The sequence below is a fragment of the Bradyrhizobium sp. WYCCWR 12699 genome (assembly GCF_032144035.1).
Lineage (GTDB): Bacteria > Pseudomonadota > Alphaproteobacteria > Rhizobiales > Xanthobacteraceae > Bradyrhizobium.
The window spans coordinates 132,782-151,395 of record NZ_JAVTJN010000033.1 but is presented as its reverse complement, the minus strand read 5'-3'; the positions used below and the strand labels follow the sequence as shown (position 1 = coordinate 151,395).

The 18,614-nt window shown below is 66.1% G+C and carries 14 protein-coding genes; 3 read left to right on the top strand and 11 right to left on the bottom strand.

Annotated elements, in window-relative coordinates; translation table 11 throughout:
• Positions 1–19: 19 nt before the first annotated feature.
• The 4 genes from RPS27_RS20770 to RPS27_RS20755 form a co-directional block, all read right to left on the bottom strand.
• Entirely contained in the window at positions 20–373 is a 354-nt protein-coding gene (locus RPS27_RS20770; RefSeq protein ID WP_212067646.1) for a hypothetical protein, read from the bottom strand.
• 109 nt (positions 374–482) lie between these two features.
• On the bottom strand, positions 483–3,068 hold the full coding sequence (locus RPS27_RS20765; protein WP_313754224.1) for an EAL domain-containing protein: 2,586 nt from the start codon (positions 3,066–3,068) through the stop codon (positions 483–485).
• Between the two features lie 156 nt (positions 3,069–3,224).
• Entirely contained in the window at positions 3,225–4,523 is a 1,299-nt protein-coding gene (locus RPS27_RS20760; RefSeq protein ID WP_212067648.1) for an MFS transporter, read from the bottom strand.
• A gap of 249 nt (positions 4,524–4,772) precedes the next feature.
• Positions 4,773–7,163: an EAL domain-containing protein gene (locus tag RPS27_RS20755; protein ID WP_249131941.1), complete on the bottom strand. Its 2,391-nt coding sequence runs from the start codon at positions 7,161–7,163 to the stop codon at positions 4,773–4,775.
• A gap of 328 nt (positions 7,164–7,491) precedes the next feature.
• Between RPS27_RS20755 and RPS27_RS20750 the strand changes: the two genes are divergently transcribed.
• The gene (locus RPS27_RS20750) at positions 7,492–8,658 is read left to right on the top strand and encodes an ABC transporter substrate-binding protein (protein WP_212067650.1); all 1,167 of its coding nucleotides are present in this window, start codon (positions 7,492–7,494) and stop codon (positions 8,656–8,658) included.
• Positions 8,659–8,665: 7 nt separating this feature from the next.
• Here RPS27_RS20750 and RPS27_RS20745 read toward each other — a convergent pair whose 3' ends face one another.
• The 3 genes from RPS27_RS20745 to RPS27_RS20735 are packed head-to-tail and all read right to left on the bottom strand — an operon-like array spanning position 8,666 to position 12,546.
• Positions 8,666–9,643: a hydroxyacid dehydrogenase gene (locus RPS27_RS20745; RefSeq protein WP_212067651.1), complete on the bottom strand. Its 978-nt coding sequence runs from the start codon at positions 9,641–9,643 to the stop codon at positions 8,666–8,668.
• Positions 9,644–9,655: 12 nt separating this feature from the next.
• Positions 9,656–11,509, bottom strand: a complete 1,854-nt coding sequence (locus RPS27_RS20740; RefSeq protein WP_212067745.1) for a TRAP transporter large permease subunit — start codon at positions 11,507–11,509, stop codon at positions 9,656–9,658.
• 5 nt (positions 11,510–11,514) lie between these two features.
• Positions 11,515–12,546 carry a TRAP transporter substrate-binding protein gene (locus RPS27_RS20735; protein ID WP_212067652.1) on the bottom strand — a complete coding sequence of 344 codons (1,032 nt, stop codon included), beginning with the start codon at positions 12,544–12,546 and terminating at the stop codon, positions 11,515–11,517.
• Between the two features lie 426 nt (positions 12,547–12,972).
• On the opposite strand from RPS27_RS20735, the gene RPS27_RS20730 reads away from it, so the two are divergent.
• Positions 12,973–14,445 carry a caspase family protein gene (locus RPS27_RS20730; RefSeq protein WP_313754223.1) on the top strand — a complete coding sequence of 491 codons (1,473 nt, stop codon included), beginning with the start codon at positions 12,973–12,975 and terminating at the stop codon, positions 14,443–14,445.
• A gap of 58 nt (positions 14,446–14,503) precedes the next feature.
• Here the strand turns inward: RPS27_RS20730 and RPS27_RS20725 are convergent, their stop codons facing one another.
• The 3 genes from RPS27_RS20725 to RPS27_RS20715 all read right to left on the bottom strand — a co-directional run bounded on the left by RPS27_RS20725 (position 14,504) and on the right by RPS27_RS20715 (position 17,713).
• Positions 14,504–14,872 carry a hypothetical protein gene (locus RPS27_RS20725; protein ID WP_212067654.1) on the bottom strand — a complete coding sequence of 123 codons (369 nt, stop codon included), beginning with the start codon at positions 14,870–14,872 and terminating at the stop codon, positions 14,504–14,506.
• A 34-nt stretch (positions 14,873–14,906) separates the two neighbouring features.
• Entirely contained in the window at positions 14,907–16,205 is a 1,299-nt protein-coding gene (locus RPS27_RS20720; RefSeq protein ID WP_212067655.1) for a Spy/CpxP family protein refolding chaperone, read from the bottom strand.
• An 83-nt stretch (positions 16,206–16,288) separates the two neighbouring features.
• Complete coding sequence (locus tag RPS27_RS20715; protein ID WP_194403890.1) at positions 16,289–17,713, bottom strand: FAD-binding oxidoreductase; 1,425 nt, start codon at positions 17,711–17,713, stop codon at positions 16,289–16,291.
• An 85-nt stretch (positions 17,714–17,798) separates the two neighbouring features.
• Between RPS27_RS20715 and RPS27_RS20710 the strand changes: the two genes are divergently transcribed.
• Positions 17,799–18,305, top strand: coding sequence for a thioesterase family protein (locus tag RPS27_RS20710; protein ID WP_211416323.1), 507 nt, complete (start codon positions 17,799–17,801; stop codon positions 18,303–18,305).
• 3 nt (positions 18,306–18,308) lie between these two features.
• Here RPS27_RS20710 and RPS27_RS20705 read toward each other — a convergent pair whose 3' ends face one another.
• Positions 18,309–18,482, bottom strand: coding sequence for a DUF1328 domain-containing protein (locus RPS27_RS20705; protein ID WP_028138034.1), 174 nt, complete (start codon positions 18,480–18,482; stop codon positions 18,309–18,311).
• Positions 18,483–18,614: the final 132 nt, after the last annotated feature.

Below are 18,614 nucleotides of genomic sequence, written 5' to 3'. Positions count from 1 at the left end.
GGGCTTCCAGGTGGTCGCCTCATTCCTGGATCGGCTTGCCGCGTTTGGCACGATCAATTCGCACGCGTCCGAACTCCTTGGGTCCATCGAGCAGATCCTGCTTGCGGATTGCCCGATCGTCCGCTGTCGTCGTCGCGTCGCCCATGCGATCAATCGTATCGCCGGCCATTTCGCGGGCGCGCAGCTTCTGTCGATCCTGGTCGGCGTGCGTAAGCCCCAGCTCCACCAGGCGAGTTATTGCCTGGGACAGGCTGGGCGTTTCCTCCTGAAGCGCCATCCATGCCGTGATGGCTCCGAGCAGCGGTTGCGACGGTCGAAAACCTGCCGATCGAACAAAGGGAATGGCGTCTTCCGGTTTCTTCGTCGGGCCCATGCATTCTCCAAACTGGATACGGCGTGGCGCCCCTCCGCGGATATCATAGATCAAACCGCCGGCGTTCCGATACGTTCCTATTGGCCGCGGAAGATCGCCGGCTAGGCAATTATGCCGACCGCTTCACCGCGGCCATGCCGGCCGGTCCCACCCCGAGCCGCGCCAGCATCGTCTTTGCCTGCTCGGCGCAATGCTCGATCAGCCAGCGCTCGAAGGCGACGGGGGGAAGCGCGGGGGCGTAGAGGAAGCCCTGCACGACGTCGCAGCCGAGCTCGGCCAGCGTCTTGCGCTGGCCCTCGGTCTCGACGCCTTCGGCGACGACGGTCATGCCGAGGCCCTGGCCGACGCGCACCACGGCGGTGGCGATGGCGAGGGCGCCTGCATCCTTCTCGATATCGCGCATGAAACTGCGGTCGATCTTGAGTTCGCGGATTGGCAGATGCGCGAGGCGGCTGAGGCTGGAATAGCCGGTGCCGAAATCGTCCACCGAGAGGCTGACGCCGAGCTCGCGGATCGCGTTCATCGTCTCCAGGGCGGCAACGCTGTCCTGCATGAACGCGCCTTCGGTGATCTCCAGCATCAAGGCTTCCGCCGGCAGATCGTATTCGGCGAGGATGTCCTTGAGCCGCGCGGCCAACGTGACGTTGCGGAAATTGATCGGCGACAGGTTCACCGACACGCAGGGGATGTCGAGACCGGCGCGGCGCCAGCTCGCCATCTGCCGGCAGGCCTCGCGCACCGACCACAGGCCGATCTGCTCGATCAGGCCGCACTCCTCGGCGAGCGGAATGAACTTGGCCGGCGAGACGTCGCCGAGCTCGGCGTCATGCCAGCGTGACAGCGCCTCGACGCCGTGGATCGCGCCGTCGGAGCTGCGGATCTGCGGCTGGTAACTCAGGCTGAGCGCTCCTTCCGCGATGGCGCGACGGAGCGCTGCGATCAGCGCCAGACGTTGCTCGGTGAGCCCGTTCATCTCGGCGCTGAAGATGCGATGGGTCGAGCGCCCGGCCTGCTTGGCCATGTACATGGCGGCATCGGTCTGCTGCATCAGCGTATCGATGTCGGTCGCATGATCGGGATAGAGGCTGATGCCGATGCTGGCCGACATCGGCATCAGCTTTGATCCCAGCCTCAAGGGCGCGGCTAGCGCCTCGGTGATCCCGGCCGCGACGCGCTCGGCGTCTTGCGCGTTGCGCTGCGGCAGCAGGATGACGAATTCGTCGCCGCCGAGCCGTCCCAGCATGTCTTCGGGGCCGATCTGCTCGCGCAGACGCTGGGCCAGCTGGATCAGCAGCTCGTCACCGGCGGCGTGACCCAGCGTGTCGTTGACGTCCTTGAAATGATCGACGTCGAGGAAGGCCAGCGCGATATGGCTGCCGGTCGGGCAGGCATCGATCGCGGTGGTGATCAGATTCCGCAGCTGCGCGCGGTTCGGCAGGCCGGTGAGGATGTCGTGATAGGCGAGCCGCGCGATCTCGGCGCGTGCCTCCTTGCGCTCGATCGCGAAGGCTCCGAGATTGACGCAGGCCTCGACGATGCGCCGGTGCCAGTTGCTCGGCGCGCGAGGCTCCCGATAGTAGAAGGCGAAGGTCGCGATGACTCGGCCGTCCTTGGCCTTGACCGGGGTCGACCAGCAGGCGCGCAGGCCGATCGCAAGCGGCATCGCCTTGTAGGGTTGCCAGCGGTGATCGGTCTCGAGGTCGGTCGCCAGCACCGGCTCGCCGTAGAAGGCGGCGGTGCCGCAGGAGCCGACATTCGGGCCGATCGCAATCCCGTCCAGCGCGCGGGAATAATCCTCGGGCAGCGAGGGACCGCCGAGCGGGTGGATCAGGCCGGCGGCATCGACGTGGAGCAGCGAACAGACGACGTCCGGCGCGATCTCCTCGACGCGGCGGCATAGCCTGTCGGCGATGTCGGTAATCGGAACTTCGTCCGCGAGCGAGCCCATGATGAGCTGCTGCAGCGAGCGCAACTGCTTGGTCTCGGTGATGTCCTCGAGCAGCGCGAAGATGTGCCTGACCTGGCCCTTCTTGTCACGGAAAGCATCGATCCGGGCGCAGACCCAGATCTCCTCGCCGTCCTTGTCGTAGGCCAGCACTTCGGCTTCGCCGCCGCGACCGCCATGCATCAGGCGCTTGACGAGCCTCTCGACCGCCCTGCGATCGGTGTGACAGCCGGCGATCAGCTCGCCTGCGCGGCGGCCCTCGGCCTCACCGCTGGCGTAGCCGAACAGCGCCGTGAAAGCCGAATTGACGTAGACGATGTTCTGCTCGGTATCGGTGATGATCACCGCCCGGTTGGTCTGATCGGAGACGGCGTGGAGAAGTCCGATCCTGACGCGGCGCTCGGCATCCGCGGTGACGTCGCGCGCGAACACGACGCGATGGGTCGCGCCGTCATGCGCAATCGACGACAGCGATATCGCGGCACGGATCCGGCTGCCGTCGTTCCGCACGAGGCTGATCTCGTCGCGGAATTCCGCGACCGGATCGGCTTGGAGGCATTTCAGGCTGAGAATTCCGGCATCGCGGCCGAGCGCGTCGGTCCGCGCGAGCTTCCAGATCCGCTCCGCACTGGCGTTGAAATGCGTGATGCGATGCGCGCTGTCGACGATGACGACGCCATCGTCGGCGCGTTCCAGCGCAGCAAGCAGCACGTCCGAAGTTTCTGTCACAAGACCATCGCAAGCAGACATCGGTGGACCCGGGGCATCGGGAAGAAGCGGCAATCGGCCCGAGGCTAACGCTCCGATGGTGTCCAAGACGTTTTTGCAATCCCCCTCGCATTTGCCAAGCCGCGACATGCTTAACATTCGGCGAAGGAAGCGCAGGTAATGCGGTGTGCCCGGAACTCACTCCGCGGTTCGGCCCTGGAGTTCGTGCAGCCGGCCGGCGACGGCCCGCACCTTTCCCGGCGATGCCCGCCAGATCGACAGCGCCGACAATCCACTCACGATCATCGCGATGCCGAAGGCGAGCGTGTAGTCGCCGGCGCGATCATAGAGCAGCCCGGTCACCCACGGTCCGGCCGCACCGCCCGCCAGCGCCGCCAGCATGATCGTACCGAAGATGCTGCCCTGGTGCTTGCCCTGGAATATCTCGAACACCACCGCGCCCATGATCGAGGTGAGGCCGTAGCCGAGCGCACCTTGCGCGAACACCATGACATAGACGAGCCAGAGCGAGGGTTGATACTTCAAGGCGATCAGCGCGGCGAAACAGATCACGAAGCCCGCACAGCTGATCGCCCAAACCCACTCCCGTCCGATGCGATCGGAGACATGGCCCAGCACGATCTGGCCGGGAATGCCGAGCAGGCTGACGATACCGAGCGCCCACACCGCGACACCGGGACTGAAGCCGATGTCGAGCAGGAATTTTGTCTGATGCACCTGCACCGCGTACCAGATGTACAGGCCGGAGAAATAGCCGATCGCGATCCACCAGAAGCGCGCAGTCGCCACGGCGCGTTTCAGCGTCCAGTCGGTGTTGACCCAAACGGGATCGACGATGTTGGAGATCGGTTGGGCATCGCCCGCAGCCGGGGCGGCATCGCCGTCCGGCTCGAGGCCGATGTCCTGCGGGCGCTTGTGCAGCAGCAAGTTGACCGGCGCCAGCACCACCAGGATGAGCAGGCCCATCGCGGTGCAGGCGGTGCGCCAGCCGGTCTGTTCGATCATGTGCTGCACCCATGGCAGCAGCGTCACCGAGCCGATGCCGACGCCGGCGAAGGCGATGCCGATGGCAAAGCCGCGCTTGCGGATGAACCAGTTCGGCAGGAACAGCGACTGGCCGGAATAGCCGAGACACACCGAGCCGGCGCCGACCATGACGCCGATGGTGACATAGAGATGCCAGGGCGCGCTGGTGAGCGGCGCGAGCAGCAAGCCGCCCCCCATCAGCACGACCCCGAGCTCCATCACCGCGCGCGGGCCGGCGCGGTCCATCAAGCGGCCGATCAGCGGGCTGACCGCGCCCGACACGACGAAGCCGAAAGAGAACGCGCCGGCGGTCACGCCACGCTCCCAGCCGAATTCGGAGATGATCGGCGGAAAGAACAATGAGAAGGCGGTACGCGCGTTGACGCCGATGGCCATGGTGACGAAGGTCACGGCGACCACGACCCAGCCGTAGAAGAACGGAAGCCGCATGATGTGATTGTTTCACCCCTAGATAGCGCTACCGACCATCCGGAGCCGTCCGGGTCAAGCGCTTTTCGCGTGTACGCTCGAGCCGCGGGGCTCGCATGATGCCAGAGCCTGGGCATGATGCTTCCGCATCGTCATGGCCGGGCGTGTCCCGGCCATCCACGCCCTTGTCACACGAGACACAGAACGTCGATGCCCGGGACAAGCCCGGGCATGACGGCTTCTTGTTCAAGGACCTTAGAGGCGGTGCGCTCAGGCGGCGTCGCGGCGCGACGGTTTGGCGGGGGCGTCGAACAGGATCCGCTCGATCGGCTGCGGGCGGCCGAACAGATAGCCTTGCGCGAAATTGACGCCGAGCGCCTTCAGCCGCTCGTACTCCTCGCGGGTCTCGACGCCCTCGGCCGTCACCGACATGTCGAGCCCGCGCGCCAGCGTCACGATCGAGGAGATGATGGCGGAGCTGCGCGGCTGCTGCGTGAGATTGCGGATGAACGACTTGTCGATCTTGATCTTGTCGAACGGGAACGCGGTCAGGTAGCTCAGCGAGGAATAGCCGGTCCCGAAATCGTCGAGCGCGAGCTCGATGCCGAGCTGCTTGAGCCGCTGCATGAAGGCGTGGTTCTCGCCGCCGCGTTCCAGCAGGACGGATTCGGTGATCTCGATCTCCAGCCGGTGCGGCGGCAGGCCGGAATCCGCGAGCGCCGCGCAGATCACCTCGAACAGCTCGGCTTCCTTGAACTGGATCGGCGACAGATTGACGGCGACCGCGAGATCGGAAGGCCAGCCGGCCGCATCAGCGCAGGCGCGCCGCAGCACGAATTCGCCGAGCGGCACGATCAGCCCGGTCTCCTCCGCAAGCTGGATGAACTGGTCTGGTGGGATCAGGCCGCGGGTCGGATGCCGCCAGCGCACCAGCGCCTCGAAGCCGCGCCGCGCGCCGCTGAGGGCGTCGATGAACGGCTGGTAATGCACCTCCAGCTGGCACCGCGCGATGGCATCGCGCAGGTCCCCCTCAAGCGTATTGCGGGCCTCCAGCTCGGCCGACATCGCCTCGTCGTAGATTGTGAAGCAGTTGCGGCCCGCCGATTTCGACCGATAGAGCGCAAGGTCCGCCTTCTTCAGCAACTGCTCCTGATCGCTGCCGTGATCCGGCGCGATGGCAATGCCGATGCTGGTGCCGATCTCGACGCGGTGGCCGGGCAGGAGGAACGGTTCGGTCAAGAGCTTGGCGATCCGCGCCGCCAGCTCGGTCGAGCAGGCGCGCTGATCCGCGCCGGCTTCCTGGATGACGGCGAACTCGTCGCCGCCGAGCCGCGCCAGCACGTCGTTGGCGCGCACGGCGGATTTCAGCCGCTGTGCCACCTGGCGCAGCAGCGCATCGCCGGCACCGTGACCGAGGGAATCGTTGACGTTCTTGAAGCGATCGAGGTCGAGCATCAGGATCGAGAACGGCAGGCCGCGCACGCCCAGCTGGCTGTTCATCTCGTCGAGCCGGGTCAGGAAGAAGGCGCGGTTCGGCAATCCGGTCAGGATGTCGGTCTGAGCGAGCTCGAGCACCCGCCGGTTGGCCAATGACAGCCGCCGTGAATTGCGGCTCGCGAGCATGAGATAGGTCGACAACGACAGCGTCAGCAACAAGCCGACGATCAGCACCGCGCCCGCGCGATCATAGGTCGTCTCCAGCGCACCGCCCGCGGTTGGAACCGCCCGCACCTGCCAATCGGTATCGCCGATCTTCAGGCTGCCCGACCAGTGCAGCGCCCGCGCGACGTCGCGCATCGACTGCGGCGCCGTGGCCGCCGACGAATAATCCGGCAGCATCTGCTCCAGGCCGACGATCTGCGCCGTGAATGGCGGATAGACGTTCATGCTGACCGCAGGGCTCGCGCCGGTGGTCACGCGAATGGTCTGAATCAACAGCGGCAGGTCGAAGATGCCGACCACGAAGCCGGCGAGATTGCGACGCCGGTCCGCAACCGTCTCGCGCGACGTTCCCTTGGCATAGACGGGAACGGCAACGAGGACGTCGGGCAGCCGGCCCCCCTCCTTCGGTTCGAACAGGCGCGTGCGGATGGCCGCGACCTTGTCGTTGTCGCGCGCGCGCTCCAGAACCGCACGGCGTTCCGGAACGGTGGCGTAGTCCATGCCGTAGACCATCGAGGTCTTCGGCTGGGTCGAGTAGAACACCGGAAAGTACTCGTCGCCCTGTGGCGCAGTCACGAATTTCTCGCCTTGAAGCGCCTTGATGCGATAGCCGGACACACCGTCGGTGATCGCCGCAGTCTCGTATTCGACGCGTTCCTTGCGGTTGACGCGCGGCAGCCAGGCAATGCGCAGCATGCCGGGATGGCGCTCGAACAGGCGGGCGCTGAAGGTCTCGAACTCGCTGCGGGTGACTTCGTCGTTGGTCGATTCGAACAGCGTGCGCAGCGCGACGAGCCTCGAGATGTACTCGCCCATGCCGTTCTGCATGACGATCGCTTCGGTCTCGGCCGCGTTCTCGAACTCGATCCTGTTGACGCGATCTTCCCACCGCGCCACGGCGGCCGCACCCACGACTGAGAACAGAAGGCCGACGCCGACCGCGACGAGCGCAGGGCGATAGAGCCCGAGCAGCGGCGCGGCACGCCACCATCCGCTCATCCGCCTTCGATCCTGATCGTTCTGATCGCGATCGCCCATCTTGAAAGCCGCCGTCCCCTATCCCGCGACAGCCGGAACCTCTGGTTGAGGCTGCGGCCCGGCTATCGGAACAAGACCGCGGTTAAGAACTGCACAATTTCGGAACCGGATCGTTTCGCACTGCATGGATTAGTTAACGAAGTGCGCGAATGACCGGGCATAGTGGAAACAACTTGCCGGTTTTGCCCGGAGTACTACGGCCCTTCGATACCGTGCCGCTTAGCGAGCTATTCAGGCTCGCAGGGATATGTTGCGGAAGGTTTCTTCCAGCATCCGGCAAGACCTCCCGATGTATCGATTTCGATCGACGAGATCCGTTGTCCTGACCTTCCTGCTCCTGGCAGCGACCGCGCTCGCCGCCAGAGGCGATGAGACCGGCGTCAGCGAGGATGCGATCCTGTTCGGCCAGGCCGCCGCGTTGGAAGGCCCCTCCTCCGCGCTCGGACAGCGCATGCGGCAAGGCATCGTCGCAGCCTTCACCGAGATCAACGCCAAGGGCGGCGTGCACGGCCGCAAGCTCCAGCTCATCAGCCGCGACGACGGCTACGACCCCGATCGTTCGGTGGCCGAGACGCTGCACCTGATCGAGGACGACAAGGTGTTCGCGCTGATCGGCGCGGTGGGCACGCCGACCGCGATGGCGACAATTCCGATCACCAGCGCCAGGAACGTTCCCTTCATCGGCCCGTTCAGCGGCGCCGAATTCCTGCGCGACCTCGAGCTCACGAACGTCGTCAACATCCGCGCGAGCTATGGCGCGGAAGCCGAAGCCTGGGTCAAGCACCTCACCGAGGATCGCCACTTCACCCGCATCGGCATCTTCTACCAGGACGATTCCTTCGGCCGCGACGGGCTGAGCGGTGTGAAGCGCGCACTCGCCAAGCGCGGCCTCGAGCTTGCCGCCGAAGGCACCTTCGAGCGCAACACCCGCGCGGTGACGGCCGCCTGGCGAACGATCAAGCGTGCCGAGCCCGAGGCCATCGTGATGGTCGGGACCTACGGGCCCTGCGCGGAGTTCATCAAGCTCGCACACCGCAGCGGTTTCTATCCGACCTTCGTCAACATCTCCTTCGTCGGCGCCACCGCGCTTGCCAGGGAGCTTGGCCCCGAGGGCGAAGGCGTCATCGTCTCGCAGGTCGTGCCGTTTCCGTGGGACCGCTCGCTCGAGCTCGTCGCCGACTACCAGGCGGCGCAGAAGGCGTTCGATCCGACGCTGACGCCGGACTTCGTGTCGCTGGAAGGCTATCTCTCCGGCCGCCTCGCGGCCGCGGCGCTGGAAATCGCCGGGCCGAAACCGACCCGCGCGAGCCTGCTCCGCGCCATCAACAATGTCGGCCGTTTCGACATCAGCGGCAGCACCGTCACCGTCGGCGTGCGCACATTCGACACACCGCCGAAGGTGTTTCTGACGGTGATCCAGAAGGACGGGACGTTCAAGGCTGTGGACCGGCTGTAGGGCCGCTTCACGGCCGCCGCGTCCAGCGGTCGGCGTTCACCGCGCCCGGCGGCACTTCGCCCTTCACGATCGCTGCCACCTGCCGCACGGTTTCCAGCGACTGATATTCGATCGCCTGCGGCGTCAGCCCGCCGACATGGGGCGTCGCGATGACGTTCGGCAATCTCGCCAGCTCCGGCGTCGGCATCTGGTCCGGCGCGCGGCCGACGTCCAGCGCGGCGCCGGCGATGCGGCCCTCGCGCAACGCCCGCGCCAGCGCCGGCTCGTCGACGAGATTCCCGCGCGAGAGGTTAATGAAGACGGCATGCCTCTGCATGCGCGCCAGCGCCGCTTCGCCGATCAGATTTTCGGTCTGCTCGTTGGCGATCGCGAGGCAGACGACATAGTCCGACGCGGCGAGCAGCTCGTCGAGGCCAAGCTGGCGGATCGCGGCATCGCTGACGTCAGCGAACGGATCGCAGACCAGCACCTCCATGCGCAGCACCTTTGCCACCTCGGCAAGGTATCGCCCGATGCTGCCATAGCCGATGATGCCGAGCCTGCTGCCGGCGAGCTGGCGGCCCATCCGCGCCTCCGGCTTGCGGCCGGCCTGGTAGTCCGCCGTCGTCCGCGAGACGCCACGCGAGAGATCGACCATGAAGCCGAGCGCGAGTTCGGCGACCGCCTGCACGAAGCCGGGGCCAGCGCGGGTGACGAGCACGCCGGCCGCCGAGGCCGCCTCCACATCGACGTTGCGGATATCTACGGCGCAGCGGACGAAAGCCCACAGACGCGGCAATTGCGCAAAGATTTCGCCGCGCCCTTCCGTCATGCGGTCGGCGACGATGATGTCGGCGTCCTTCGCGGCACGCACGAGGCCGGCGGCGTCCAAGGTTTCGTCGCTCTCGTGCAGGATCACCTCGGCGGCCGCCCGCAGCCCGTTGAGGCTACGGTCGCCGTAATAGTTGCGCCGCATCTCCGGCGTGTGCGCGAGCAGGACCTTCACGACATCTCTCCTTCAGTAGCCGAACGCCCGCGGCAGCGCGGTGCTCAGCCACGGCACGAAGGCGATGACGAGCAGGCAGAGGAACAACAGGCCGAGATAGCCCATGATCGGCTTCACCGTCTGCTCGATCGGCACGTTGCCGATCAGGCAGGCACCGTAAAGGCCGAGCCCGAGCGGCGGCGCGAACAGGCCGATGCCCATGGCGATGACCAGCACGACGCCGAAATGCAGGGGATCGACGCCGAGCTGCACCGCGACCGGCAGCAGCAATGGCCCGAAGATGATCAGCGCGGCCGCGCCTTCCAGCACCGAGCCCATCACGATCAGCACGGCGATCGCCAGCAGGATGAACAGCCAGACGCCCGAGGTCTTGGAGAGCCCGAGCATGAAATCGCCGACCGCATGCGGCACCTGCTGCAGGGTCAGCGTGAACGCCAGCGATTGCGCGGCGGCGACGATGAACAGGACGAGACCCGCGCGCGTCGCGGCCTGCACGAAGCTGTGCGCGGCCGATCTGAAGCTGAGCTCCCGGAACACCACGCTGCCGACGACCAGCGCATAAGCCACCGCGAAGGCCGAGATTTCGGTCGCGGTGGCAAAGCCGCTTTTGAAGCCGAAGAAGATCATGAAGATCAGGCCGAACGATGCGATCGCACCGCTCCACAGCCCCGACACCGGCATCTGCGGCTCGACCTCCTCGATCCGCTCCGGCCGCTTGCCGAAGATGATGGAGACCGCAATCAGCACAGAAGCCATCAGCGCCGACGGCAGCAGGCCGGCGACGAACAGGCCACCGATCGACAGATTGGCCACGAAGCCCAGAATGATCAGGTTGATGCAGGGTGGAATGGTCTCCGCCATCACCGCGGAGGCCGCGAGCAGCGCCACCGCGCCGCCCGGATTTTGCCTGGAACGACGCGCGGCCGGGATCAGCACGGAGCCGACCGCTGCGACATCGGCCATCTTCGAGCCCGAGATGCCCGAGAATAGCACCATGGAAGCGACCATGACGACGTTGAGGCCGCCGCGCATGCGCCCGACCGCGCGCTGCAACAGCTCGATCAGCCGCACCGACATGCCGTTGGCTTCCATGAGATAGCCGACGAGGATGAAAAAGGGGATCGCCAGTAGCACGAAATTGTCGATGCCGCGCGCCATCTGCTGGGCGAAGATCACGCCGGGCAGCGCGCCTTCGACCCAGATGAAGATCAGCGCGGCGAGCGCCAGCGCAAAACCGATCGGCAAGCCGCCGAACAGGGTTGCGAAGAAGCCGATCAGCATCAAGGTGCCCGCCGACGGCACCGAGGACGGCGACAGATAGTCCCAGGCCAGATAAAGGCCGGTGACGACGATGATCGCGATGAGCCCCCTGACGATGTCTGGCAGCGGCCTTGCGCAGAGATGGTCGATCGCGAACACCGTCATGAACAGCGCGCCGACCCCCATGGGATAGAAGGTCAATTCCAGCGGCAGGCCTGAGCCGGTGGTCTGGCCTGCGGTCAGCGAACCCAGCTTGATCGCGTTGTAGGCGACGTATCCGGAAATCAGCACGATCAACAGCGCGCTGGCGGCATCGACCAGCGCGCGCAGCCGCACCGGCAAGAGGTCGCGGAAGAAGGAAACACCGACATTCTCGCCGCGCGCGAGCGCGCTCGCCGCGCCGAAAAAGGCCGAGCCGACCATCAGCCCGCGCGCAACATCGTCGGACCATTCAACCGGCGCGTTGAAGAAGAACCGCAGCAGGACGGAGACGCAGACCACCACGAGATCGGCGGCGAGCAGGATCGCCGCGATCGCATCGCTGACGCGCAGCAGCAGGGCGATGCTGCCGTGGCGGCCGCCGGAAACGGGCACGGCGGCTGTCATCGTCATCAGGCTTGCGTCGCGCGGATGATGTCGATGACGGCCTTGGACTCCGGCCGCGCCTTCATGAAGTTCTCGGTCTGCGGCGCGACGCGCTTCTTGAACGCCTCGCGGTCGCATTCGGCCACCGTCACGCCCTTCTCGGTCAGGGCCGCAAGCGCCTCCTTCTCGACCGCGAGCCCATGGGCCCGGGTGTCGGCCGCGGCCTTCTTCGCAGCATCGAGGAAGCCTTCGCGCAGCTTCGGATCCATGCGGTTATAGGTCATGTCGCTGAAATAGATCGCGAGCGGCGAGAAATTATGCTGGGTCAGCGCGTAGAACTTCGACGTTTCGAAGAACTTGCTGGCCAGGATCGTCGGCGGATCGTGCTCCAGACCGTCGAGCACGCCGGCCTGCAGGGCCGTGTAGATTTCGCCGAACGCCAGGGGCGTCGCAGCAGCGCCCATCAGGCGCAGGCATTCGGTGATGACGGGGTTGGGCAGCGTCCTGATCTTGAGGCCGGCGAGATCCTCCGGCGTCTTCACCGGCTTCTTCGCCAGCACGCTGCGCGAGCCGAAATTATAGGCCCAGGCGATGATGCGGATGTTGCCGCCCTTGAGCAGCGCGTCCTCGATCGGCTTGGCCGCGCCGGCGTCGAACGCCTTGGTCTGCTGCGGGAAGCTCGAAAACAGGAAACCGAGATCGTAGGTGCCGACCAGTGGCACCAGATTGGCCGAGATCGACGAGCCCGACACCATGAGGTCGATGACACCGAGCTTCACCGAGTTGATGACGTCGATCTCCTGGCCGAGCTGGTTGTCGGGGAAGAAGGCGACCTCGATCTGCTCGCCGAGGCCATTCCCTTTCAGGTTCTTGACGAGGTTGTCGTAGTAGACCCGGCCGTTGGCGAATTTGGGATCGTTCGGCAGCGAGGAGGAGCATTTCAGCTTCAGCGTCGCAGCTTCGGCGCGGCCGATGATGGCGGGAGAGAGCGCGAGGCCGGCGGTGACCGCCGCCGATGACTTGATGAACGCGCGACGGTTCACGGGCACGATGGTCATGGTGCGGCTTCTCCCACATTGTTTTTGTTCGCCGCAGTCGTTGCTGGCGGCCTGTTGCGTGAACTCTATGGCCAAAGCGACGGAACAGGCAAGCGGGCGGCCGGCAAGCGCAAAGCGGCAGGGAGCGCGTACAGCAGGCGACCAGCGCGGCTGAACGACCGCAATTCCCCGGGGATTCGCGACGGGGGATCGACCTGCAGCCACATCCGCGCAACGGGCGCGGTCGCGCCGGGCCGGCATCGATCCAATTGGAGCATGGATCAATGCGCAACTGACATGGATGGGCCGAGAATGATGCCCTCCGGCCCGGCAGGCGCCCTGCCCCATTTTGCCGCACGCCGAACGTGATCCAGTACACAGACGGACGCATGGCGGCACCTTAGAAAAAGTGACATCATCGCGCGCATTGCCGATGGAGGTGACACCATGCGCCGTCCAGTCTTTTCCAATTTGCTTCTTGCATCCGGCCTTCTTGCGCTCGCTCAGTTGATGATTCCGACGGAGGCCGCGGCCGAAGCGCGGCTCGCGCTGGTGATCGGCCAATCCGCCTATCGCACCGTGCCCGAGCTGCCCAACGCCGCCAACGACGCCAAGGGCATGACAGAGCTGCTCGGCAATGCCGGCTTCACCGTCACCACCGCGGCCAATCTGGCGCAGAACGAGATGCGCGCCGCGATCTCGGATTTCGCAGGCAAGGTCAGCGCCAGCGGCGCCGACACCGTCGCGCTGGTGTTTTATGCCGGCCACGGTCTGCAGATCGACGGCGAGAACTATCTCGTTCCTGTCGATCTCGATCCCAAGCGCGAGGCCGACATTCCGCTCCAGGGCGTGCGCCTCAACGACCTGCTCAACACCCTCGGCGCGCTGCCGACGCGGGCGCGCATCTTCATGCTCGATGCCTGCCGCAACAATCCGTTCCCGGCGCTGAGCGGCGCCGGCCACGGCCTTGCGATCGTCGACACCAAGGCCGGCGCGCCCGGCTCCTTCATCTCCTATTCGACATCGCCGGGCGCCGAAGCCGAGGACGGCAGTGGCATCGACAGCCCCTACACCACGGCGGCGCTGACCATCGCCAAGCAGCCCAACCTGCCGATCGAGGAAGTGTTCAAGCGCATTCGTGTCGCCGTCGCACAATCGACCGACGGCCGGCAGATTCCCTGGGAAAGCTCCTCGCTGACCACCGACTTCAAGTTCTTCGGCGAGAGCAGCGGTCAGCCGTCCCTTCCGGGCGCAAATTGGATGGCGCTTGCCAGTGGCACGCGTAGCCTCGAGGACTGGCGCAAGGAATTGCAGGGCAAGCCTGCCATGGTCGCCTATGAACTCGTCATCACCGACGACACGGTGCCGGCGTACCAAGCCTATATCGAGCTGTACGCGCAGGACACCCGAACCCCGCGCGTGCGCACCGTGCTGGAACGGCGCCGCCAGATGCTGGCCTGGGAGCGCGCGACCGCGATCAACACCCGCGCTTCGTTCGAGGCTTATCTGGCCAATTGGGACAACAGCGACCTCGCCGCGACCGCGCGCCGGCTGCTGCTGCGCGTGCAAAACCGCAATTACGGCGTGCCCGTCGCCGCCGCGGCGACCCCGGTCGCCGTCGCAATGGCTCCGACCTGCCCGTGCTCGGCGCCGACACCGCCGGCGACGCCCGCCAATCCGAGCGTCGCGCCCATCATCAAGAAACGCGTCGACGACACTCCGCCCAAGCGCAAGGTGGTCGAGACGCCGCCGAAGCGCCGGCCGCCGCCCGACGAAGTGGTCTACGAGCGCGCGCCACCTCCCGGACCGCCGCCCGGCGCCGTGATGCAGGGCATCGGCGTCGGGATCGGCATCGGCATCGGAATGGGCGGCCGCGGCGGCGGCGGCGACCATTACCGCGGCGACTACCGCAGATACTGAGACGGTCCAGCTTCGACATCGCACCGGCTCGCGCCCAATCGCGCGCGAGCCGGATTTATTACGTCAGCGCCGGATAATCGCGCTGGATGGCCTCCCGGATCCAGCCGGCCTGGATTGCGCGAAACAGGATCTGCGCCGTCCTGAGATCATTGGCCTTCATGCAGAGGTCGACGATGCGGCGGACCGCATCGTCGCGCATCAGATCGTCTGCAATCTTCATCGCGATTTCCATCGCGACGCGGGCCGCACGCTCATAGCGCTCACGCTCGCGCGTGGCACTCTGCGCGGAGCCTCCGACGGCCTCCGCGCCCGCTCTGGCGGCCTCGCAGATGTTGCGGATTCGCTCCGCCGCGTCGATATCGCCGAGCGGCCCCAGGATCGCCTCATCCCAGATGTCGGCCGGCTGCCGCCTTGCGAACCACTTCATTGCCCCCACCAATGGTCGTCGTTGCTTGCACCGTTCAGGACGTGCGGCGCGGCCCGATCGCCTCGAACTGCGCCTTCTGCTCGTCGTTGAGCGTGGCGTAGAAATCATCGAGCGCCGCGCGCACCGACTTGATGCCGTCCAGCATCGCATCCAGCCGCTTGCGGATCGTGGCCATGCGGGCCGGCGGTGTCATGACCTCATTGGGCTCGCATGTTGCTTTCAGCGATGCGCTGGCCTTGACGCTGGTATCCTGCAGCACCTGAAGCGCCGCGCGCTGGGTGTCGCTCGGACGAAGTCTTTCCTCGATCGTGGCGCCGGGCCAATCGAACGCGGCGGGCACGCTGCAAGTCTGCACCGGCGATCCGCCCGCATTGTTCGATGCGCTGGCGCGCCGCTGATCGTCAGCGAGGGCATTGAAGCGCGCCTTCTGTTCGTCGTTGAGCGAACCATAGAACTGGTCGAGCGCGGGCTGGACCAGATCGACGGCCTTCTGCATCGCCTCGATGCGTTGCTGCATGGCCGCGAGCCGGCCGGGGGCCGTCGCTGCAGCCTGCGTCGGACAGGATGTGCGGATCAGAGCTGCCGCGTCGACCGAGGCGTTGCCGAGCGCATCGAGAGCTGAGCCCTGCGCATCCGTCGGCTGCACCGCGGATGCGATCTGATCGATGGGTAGCCCCGCGATGGCGCGGCGGTCACTGCCGCAGAGCTGATCGAGCGGTGCGCTGCGCGCCCGCCGTCGCCCCTGCGGTTGCTGCGGCAGATAGGCCGACAGGCGATCAAAACCGTAGGGGCCGAAAATGCCGGCATAGATGTCCGGGTAGCCATAACCCCAGAAGCCGAGCCCGTCGCCCCAGATCGTGTAGTCGTAGAGATCGTTGTAGGCGAACGGCCAGAACAGCGGACCAACCCAGCCATAGCCGCCACCCGCATGTTGCCACCAGCCGCTGCTCGCGCCGCTCCAGCCGGCGAGTGCGGCCGCGGCGGCGAGCTGCGCACGCGCCGCCGGATTGCTGATCAGCCGGCCGTTGCGGAATGCGCTGGAGTTGATGGCATTGCGGAAGCTCGCGGGGGGGATCGCCGCGTTGCGGATCTGACCAAAATTGGGCCCGCCGCGCCGGGCACCCGTGGTGAACCGCATGCCGCGATGATGTCCGCCGCCATGTACATGCCCGCCGCCATGACCGCGGAAATGTCCGCCGCCGTGATGGCCACCGCCGTGTCCGCCTCCGTGGCCGCCGCCATGACCCCCGCCATGTCCGCCCTTCGCCAGGGCCGCGCCCGCCAGCATGCAGGCAAACGCCATTGCGGCAATTCCAATGACCGGTCGCACCATCGCATCCTCCCGCAGAGCCGCGCCATTGAGGCACCGGAACTTGGCGGGAATTGGAACCGGCAGGATTGCCGAAAGTTCCCGGTCTACGCCTCGGGCACAATCTTGCCGGGATTGAAGATGTTGAGCGGATCGAGGGCCTTCTTCAGGGCCCGCATCGCATCCAGTGCCTCGGGGCCGAGCTCCGCCTTCAGATATTTCTGCTTGCCCTGGCCGATGCCGTGCTCGCCGGTGCAGGTGCCGTCCATGGCCTGCGCGCGCTCGACCAGGCGATGCATGAACTCTTCGCCGCGCGCCATCTCGGCGGCGTCGTTGGTGTCGCAGACCAGGGAGCAATGGAAATTGCCATCGCCGACATGGCCGACGATCGGCGACAGCAGGTTGAGCCGCTTGAGATCCTCCTCGGTCTCGCTGACGCACTCGGCAAGGCGAGAGATCGGCACGCAGACGTCGGTCGCGACCACGCCGATGCTGTCGCCGGGCCGCAGCGCCTTCACGGACCAATAGGCGTCGTGCCGCGCCTGCCACAGTTTGGTGCGGTCCTCCGGCTTGGTGGTCCAGGAGAAATCGCCGCCGCCGCAATCTTTCGCGATCTCGCCGAAAGCCTTGGACTGTTCGGCGACCTCGATCTCGCTACCGTGGAATTCCATCAGCAGCAGCGGCGTCTCCGGCAGCGTCAGCTTGGAATAGGCGTTGCAGGCCTGCACCTGCGCGGCGTTGAGCAGCTCGATACGCGCCACGGGAATGCCGGTCTGGATCGCCAGGATGACGGCCTGACAGGCCCCGTGCACGGTCTCGAACGACACCGCGCCGGCCGCGATCGTCTCGGGAATGCCGCGCAGGCGGATGGTCAATTCCGAGATGATGCCGAGCGTGCCTTCCGCCCCGACGAACAGATGGGTGAGGTCGTAGCCCGCCGATGACTTCTTGGCGCGCGTGCCCGTGGTGATGATCTCGCCGTCGCCGCGCACCACCTTCAACGCCAGCACGCTGTCGCGCATGGTGCCGTAGCGCACCGCATTGGTGCCGGAGGCGCGGGTCGAGGCCATGCCGCCCAGCGAGGCATCCGCGCCGGGATCGATCGGGAAGAACAGGCCCTGGTCGCGCAGGTGCTCGTTGAGCGCCTTGCGGGTCACGCCGGGCTGGATCACGCAGTCGAGGTCCTCGGCATGCACCGCGAGCACCTTGTTCATGTCGCGCAGGTCGATCGAGATACCGCCGGCGGGCGCGTTGACCTGGCCCTCGAGCGAGGTGCCGGTGCCGAAGGGAATGACGGGGACGCCGTTCTTGGCGCAGATCCGCACCACGTCCTGGATGTCGGCGGTCTCCTGCGCCATCACCACGCCGTCCGGCGGCTGGTTGGGAATCCAGGTGGTGGTATGGCCGTGCTGCTCGCGCACGGCCTGCGAGGTGATCAGCCGGTTACCGAAGCGTGCGGCGAGCTGCTCCAGCGCGCTCGCGAGGGCTTTCGGCTCCGGCCGCGGCGGATTATTGGTGATGGTCGTACCCACGGAATTCCTCCCGACAGAAGAACCGTGGCAAAGGACATAAAGCCGGTCAAGTCAAGCGACCGGACGCATAGCTTGGGAAGGAAACATGCCGGAGACTGCCGCCTCGACGCCCAAAGCAGAGCCGTTCCGCGCCGCGATCATGCAGATCGAGCCGCAATGGATCGACTACAACGGCCATCTCAACATGGCCTATTACAACGTGATGTTCGACCGCGCGATCGACCAGCTCTGGAGCGAGCTCGGGATCGGGCCGACCTACATGAAGCAGCGCGGCGGCTCGACCTTCACGGCCGAATGCCATGTGCGCTATCTGCGTGAAATCCACCTCGGCGATCCCGTGCAGATCCTGGTGTGGTTGCTAGAGGCCGACGACAAGCGGCTGCATACATTCGAGGAGATGCGGCACGCGACCGAAGGTTGGCTGTCGGCGACGTCCGAGAACATGTCGCTGCACATGGACATGAATGCGCGGCGCGTTGCGCCGTTTCCGCCCGATATCAGCGAGCGCATCGCTGCGGTCACGAAGGCCCACAGCGCGGTCCCGCGCCCCGAGGGCATCGGCCGGAACGTGGCGATGCCCTCGAAGCGCTAAGCGCTATACCCTGTTGCGGCCGCGGGCCAGGCCGACCACGGCCGAGACCAGGAACAGAACGACCGCGATGAAGAAGATGATCTTGGCGATCTCGATCGAAGCGCCGGCGACGCCGCCGAAGCCCAGGATGCCGGCGATCAGTGCGATAACCAGAAACGTCACAACCCAGCCTAGCATGGTCAAACCCTCGTCTTGATGTTGTCTGCGTCGACGCGGCTCGCCGCGCCACTTGCCCAGACAATCTCGAGGCGGGAACGATGGTTCCGGGCCCTGCAACAGCGAAATTCGTGGTCCGCGAAGGAACAAATT

What these genes read in the sequence shown, in the direction of transcription:
- RPS27_RS20770 (WP_212067646.1), bottom strand. Translation starts at nt 373, where the DNA reads ATGGGCCCGACGAAGAAACCGGAAGACGCCATTCCCTTTGTTCGATCG.
- RPS27_RS20765 (WP_313754224.1), bottom strand. Translation starts at nt 3,068, where the DNA reads ATGTCTGCTTGCGATGGTCTTGTGACAGAAACTTCGGACGTGCTGCTT.
- RPS27_RS20760 (WP_212067648.1), bottom strand. Translation starts at nt 4,523, where the DNA reads ATGCGGCTTCCGTTCTTCTACGGCTGGGTCGTGGTCGCCGTGACCTTC.
- RPS27_RS20755 (WP_249131941.1), bottom strand. Translation starts at nt 7,163, where the DNA reads ATGAGCGGATGGTGGCGTGCCGCGCCGCTGCTCGGGCTCTATCGCCCT.
- RPS27_RS20750 (WP_212067650.1), top strand. Translation starts at nt 7,492, where the DNA reads ATGTATCGATTTCGATCGACGAGATCCGTTGTCCTGACCTTCCTGCTC.
- RPS27_RS20740 (WP_212067745.1), bottom strand. Translation starts at nt 11,509, where the DNA reads ATGACAGCCGCCGTGCCCGTTTCCGGCGGCCGCCACGGCAGCATCGCC.
- RPS27_RS20735 (WP_212067652.1), bottom strand. Translation starts at nt 12,546, where the DNA reads ATGACCATCGTGCCCGTGAACCGTCGCGCGTTCATCAAGTCATCGGCG.
- RPS27_RS20730 (WP_313754223.1), top strand. Translation starts at nt 12,973, where the DNA reads ATGCGCCGTCCAGTCTTTTCCAATTTGCTTCTTGCATCCGGCCTTCTT.
- RPS27_RS20725 (WP_212067654.1), bottom strand. Translation starts at nt 14,872, where the DNA reads ATGAAGTGGTTCGCAAGGCGGCAGCCGGCCGACATCTGGGATGAGGCG.
- RPS27_RS20720 (WP_212067655.1), bottom strand. Translation starts at nt 16,205, where the DNA reads ATGGTGCGACCGGTCATTGGAATTGCCGCAATGGCGTTTGCCTGCATG.
- RPS27_RS20710 (WP_211416323.1), top strand. Translation starts at nt 17,799, where the DNA reads ATGCCGGAGACTGCCGCCTCGACGCCCAAAGCAGAGCCGTTCCGCGCC.
- RPS27_RS20705 (WP_028138034.1), bottom strand. Translation starts at nt 18,482, where the DNA reads ATGCTAGGCTGGGTTGTGACGTTTCTGGTTATCGCACTGATCGCCGGC.